The sequence below is a fragment of the Porphyromonas gulae DSM 15663 genome (assembly GCF_000378065.1).
Lineage (GTDB): Bacteria > Bacteroidota > Bacteroidia > Bacteroidales > Porphyromonadaceae > Porphyromonas > Porphyromonas gulae.
The window spans coordinates 1-5,498 of sequence record NZ_KB899196.1 but is presented as its reverse complement, the minus strand read 5'-3'; the positions used below and the strand labels follow the sequence as shown (position 1 = coordinate 5,498).

The window sequence follows — 5,498 nt, the reverse complement described above, 5'->3', positions numbered from 1 at the left end:
GCACAATCATATCCCTGATTGTAAAACTCGACAGTAGCTCCTACATCTTGATTAGCCCCGGGATTACGGAACAACAATGTCCCGGTCGGATTGTCTTTCGAAGACTTCACGACAATAGTACCGGCAACCGCATTGTTATCCTCAACTACTCCGTTGATCGTCAGCTGATTGCCCTGTGTGATCACCAGATCTTTATCCGAATCATTGATCAGGTTACCGATAACGCGACCGGCTGTTCCATTCTGAGAAAGATCATCCAAATGCAGGTTCTCCTTCGCAGGGCCAGACTTCGGATTGTTCGGATCGGTCGGATTATTCACCTCAGTGGCGAATTCAACATCCTCTGCAGCATCGGGAACACTGTTGTTAGTCCAGTTGTTAGGCTCTTTCCATTCGTTAGGCTTACCAACTGTGCCTCCAATCCAATAATTGCGCGGAAGTTTTATCAAATCGACTCTCGCTGGATTGATTTCACAATAACATCCGTCTTGGGGCAAAATACTAAGAACCAAATTGCTTGTACTAGCAGGATTTACTCCTTTTATCTTTAGCGTCTGAGTAACAGGTGAAGTATTCGTTACACTCGTTGAAAGGGGCTGAGTCCCGACAACAACATCTCCCGAAGAGTATACAAGATTATTGTCCTTATCCGAGAAAAGTGTTACTACTGTTCCGTCCTTCAATGGGATATTCGAAGTATTCTTTACAGTATATTCTATCGTGATATTCTCGTTGCCTCCGCTTGGGATAGAAACAGCCGATCCAACTGTAACATCCAAGTAGGGTTTGTCAAGAGCAAACTCAAACTTATTGACTCCGGTTGCAACATAGGTGGCTGAACATTGAACGCCTTCACACCAGAGTCCGGGAATCTTCTCGACATTAGTTATTTCAAGTGTATGGTTTCCACAAGGAGGAACATTCTGGTCGTCTTCCCGTATCTCGAATTTGTAAGCAAAAGAATCTCCTGTGGTTAATCCTCCTTTGATTTTTACAGAAATCTTATCCTCAGAGTTGGCAGTAACAGATACCGATTCCGTTCCTGCATCATATGCATTAGCGCCTCCCGGAAGGTCATTATCCGGAGCATAAGATCCAGGAACATACTTGAATCCTAAAGGAATAATAACCTCAAGGTAAGCGTCAGCAGTGGTTGTTCCACCGATGATCACTTGCTTTACTTTTACAGTTTTAGGAGCTTTACAATCCGATCCAGTAACATCAGCCGTAACCACCTGAGTAGAAGCAGATGTGGTGTAAGGGAGTACAGCTCCTTTAATCCTAATAGGAGGAGTGCTTATAGCAATACCAGAACCTTTAGCATTCATGTTGCAAGTGTTTTTTCCGTCTGCTCTCACCCGGAAATTTTTACCCGAAACGAACTCGCAACCAGTCTTTATTCCGAATTTAACGTCGATCTGACGCTCTTGGTTGTTGGCAGCCTCAATAGTTCCTTTAAGATATCCTATGGCGGCTAATGCAGGGTGCTCGATTAAGTTGACCACATTATTCGCTACATTCAAATTATGCCAAACTCCGGTTTCGGCCGGATAGCGAACCTGAACGATGTTAGGTGTAATGGTCAATCCATCTTCCGCAACTATAGTAAATTGGGGATCATATATATTGGCCTTGTCTGTAGCTTGAATACGATATTCATATGGTAGTGTCGTACATAATATGGGCTCAGGCACAGCAGGAGGGACTGATACTTGTCTCAACTCCATAGCAGATACAAGAGGTCTAAGTTTCAACCCAATGTTATTGATGTTACAAATGTAGTCATCAGGCGATTGAGGATAACCTTTACAATTCCAACCACCCAAAGCTCCAAGCGTAAGAGCAGCACATCCGGAATACTCAAACTCAATTTTATAGTCAATAGCCTGTCCCGCAGGAACTCCGATATCATTCAAATGAAACATTTTTCCACCAGAATAAGGAATTGCGGGAATCTCTTGACTGTCTGAAACCCGAGAGACTCTAGTGATCTTAAGTCCTGACACATCAGGCAAAGCCAGCCATATAAAGGGAGAAGCACTCTGTGAAGGATTATTATATCGTATTGTCCAACTTCCTACTTTACCGGAAAGCTCAACCTCTCCTGTTTGATCCACCAATTCAATAGAGGGCTTATTGCTATATTGCAAACGACTGCTCTGACCTAATAGAGCAGAAGAAGTCTGTCCAATACCTCCTTTTTTGAACTCCTCAGGGACATTAGCCAATTTTGCTGTATAGTAATAGTAGTCAATGAACTCCGTATAGGTTTCAAAAACTTCATAATCCGGTGCAACATCATTTGAGGCACAAGTGGGTGTCGCATTTATAGTCATTCCAGCACCATAGCGATTGGTTACCGTAATGGGAAAATGGTGTTTATGATTATTATCAGGTACAGGATACTTATACAAGAAGAAACCACCTTGATCTATAGTGCTTTGCGGCGTCAGGGTAAGGGCCTGATTCGCTTCACTCACAGGATTATGCCCATTTCTAAATCTGACATTATTTAGCACATACGACTTGGGCATTTTGACATAGTAATTCAGCAACTTTATACCGGGGCGATATTCATTTTCATAATTCAAAGCTCCCGAATCAAAACGCCGGGCAAAATTAGAAGTGCTTCCTCCTAAATCGACAGTCTCACAAGCTTTTGTTCGGATCGGGTTGACACCATTATAAGATTTTGTCCCCAACAGATACATTTCCGGTATCACATCCAAACACGTTGAATGAACCCCATCCCATACATTTGCCCCAGGTGCGCTTGTGGAATTGTATATATACCACTTTTTCCCTGTCTGTTTATCTCCTCTCGGATATCTTTCAGAAGTAACTCGATAATGTGTTACTATATTGATTTTATCTCCGTTCAGTAGACCATCAGCAGGCAAAGCAGAAGTAAAGTCCCAGTCGACAATCTGCTCTTTTCCATCAGAGGAAGCTTTATTATTAAATTTCTTGAGACCAGTAGCAGAAGCAATTTCCACTCCACTTCGGAACACCGTAATATCCGCAGAAAGAGGTGTAAGCCCTCTGCTTCCATCTATATCCGTATTCAAGACCAAATGTGCTCCCAGGTTAGAGGCAGCACCATATTGCACAGCACTTGCCGAGATTTTTATTTCATCCATATACAGAGCTTTAGCCAAGTCATAAGCAGAAATATTGGAACGGCTTTGCAATGTAGACATGGTGTAATCGGTCCAACCCAGCGAATTGTCTTCACGCTCCACAACGGGGATCCCCGTAGAGAGTCCTGCACTACATGGCGAGCCACAACCAAGAACCCGAGGAACATGTTCTCCGCACAACAAGGGCGCAACAGGACATGCACACTCAGGATGATGGACATAGTCAAGAACAATCTTAATACGATATTTAACACGAAGGTTGTTTGATCCGGGTTGGCAGGTATACACTAAATCTTTTAGCAATACTCGCCCTATACGGTTGGTCGGAGAAACAATGAGCAATTTGCCATCTTGCTCTGTTACGCTACCCGGTGAAACTGGGTCGGAATAAGTAAAATCATTTTCGGAGATAGGTTTCTTCATAGGTGCCCACGTTATCTTAGAGGGATCGATAGATAGACCAGGAACTAAATCTATCTCTACAATGTAGCGTGTATTTTCGGTTATATATGAATTCCGGAAGTTTTCCCATTTCGTTTCTATTTTCAAGTTGAAAGGACGGCCGGCCTCAATATTAAGAGGCATATATGAAAGATCACTGAATCTGTCATGTCGAAATGCCATATCTGCCAGGGGATGTATGTGATATTGGGAGGGATTAACCCAATTGTGTTTATCACAGGCTGTACGATATTTAACTTTGCTGATATAACCATAATCCCCGATGAACACATTACAATCTGTAAAATCTTCACATCTGAACTTAATTATCATATCAACTTTGACAGTAGCTCCTACGGGCAAATCATCATAAAAACCATCTCCATCAAGATCGTCCAAACCTACACCGGCACCATCCGGATCAACGTTAAAGTAATTCTCAAATCTGAGGTCTACCCCTCTATCATTGGTATATGAATTAGGAATAGATTTTCCACCAACCTTAAAGTCAACAAATCTCTGGATATCAAACTCTTGCGGTGAATACTGATTGGTAAATCCCACAACATTGACATCATACATTCCCCCCATCTTGTCTCCAGTACCTTCATTCGTGTATCCTGCAGTAATAGTGAAAGGTTCACAGGGTGACGTAAGTACAGGTTTAGTAAGCGGAAGATGCTTAACTTTAGCAGCACCGTACATCATTGTAATAACGGCTTGCACCTGTTTCACTTCACACTGACTACTGACACTACATCCCCAACCCAAACCATAGAGCGTTTTCGGATTACAAGTCTTTAAGACAAATGTTTCACGTAAGGTAATTACCTCTCCGTTTGTTAGCATGTTGTCAGCCCCTAAAAGATTTCCGCTAAGCGTATAAGTTCTCTTGGTACTTTCTACAATAGGGGAAGTAACTTCGATTGGAGATCCGCTAACAGGTACGACTTCCAACTTATATGCCCCCGTGCCTGAAAAATAATCTTCAGAACCATGGTCTATGGAAATGAAAACCGTATTAACAGTATTAGCGGAACCACTCGAAATAGTAAACTCACGAGTAATCGTCTCTCCGGGTTGTTTGTTGTTTTGAGCTGCTGGAGCATTAATAATCAAATTCGGGAATGCCACAGAATAGGTATTTGACTCTTTGCTTGAGCTAGCACCATCGACTGTAACTGTGACTTTATCTTTAAAAAGAAATCCGCTAGTCGCAGCATTTATTGCATTCTCCCATGCCCTACACGCAGCTCTTCTTTTAAAAGAAAACGAGACCTCTGTCGCCAATGCGATAATATCGTCTCCATCAGCAGAAGTCAGCTTAAATATTGGCTCATTCAAATTGGAAATATCGCTTGCCACTATCGCAACAGCACCTGCAGGATTTACACTTTCAAGGATAAGCCCTTCTGCATATTCTATTCCATCCGCAAGTTTGACCCTCACCTCAACAGCATTGGAAGTCTGCACCGCCATTGTAAAATCAACCGTTAACTTTTCTTCTCCATCACATACTTTAATGGATGGAGCTGCAGTAGGAGAATACGCTGCAAAAGACACCTGGGCATGCATGCCACAAGGTAAGATCAGCACAGTGAATATTATAAAAAACAGGGACAAGAACTTTTTTTCAAACATCTTCATCATATTTCTTCTTTTGTTTTTCGTCATCATTAATCTGAATGGCGGTATATCGATATTTAACAAAACGGCTATAAGCAATTTTCATAGCCCCCCGAAAAGTCATATCACTACCTCAATTTTTAACCGAAACAGATAAATTTGCTTTCACACATCAAATCTCGACTTCATACTTATACCAATGGTTTCTCAAGACCTTCTCGGGTAATGGCAAACGATAAAGTTCAGGCCCGAATTCGGGAGGAGGAAGCTCTCCATCATCCACACGAGGCA

The 5,498-nt window shown here is 42.3% G+C and carries 2 pseudogenes; both read right to left on the bottom strand.

Annotation, left to right across the window (positions count from 1 at the left end):
• A pseudogene (locus F452_RS13090) lies at positions 1 to 5,231 on the bottom strand (hypothetical protein); the annotation flags it as partial.
• A gap of 148 nt (positions 5,232 to 5,379) precedes the next feature.
• Positions 5,380 to 5,498: pseudogene (locus tag F452_RS12380) on the bottom strand (fimbrial assembly protein); the annotation flags it as partial.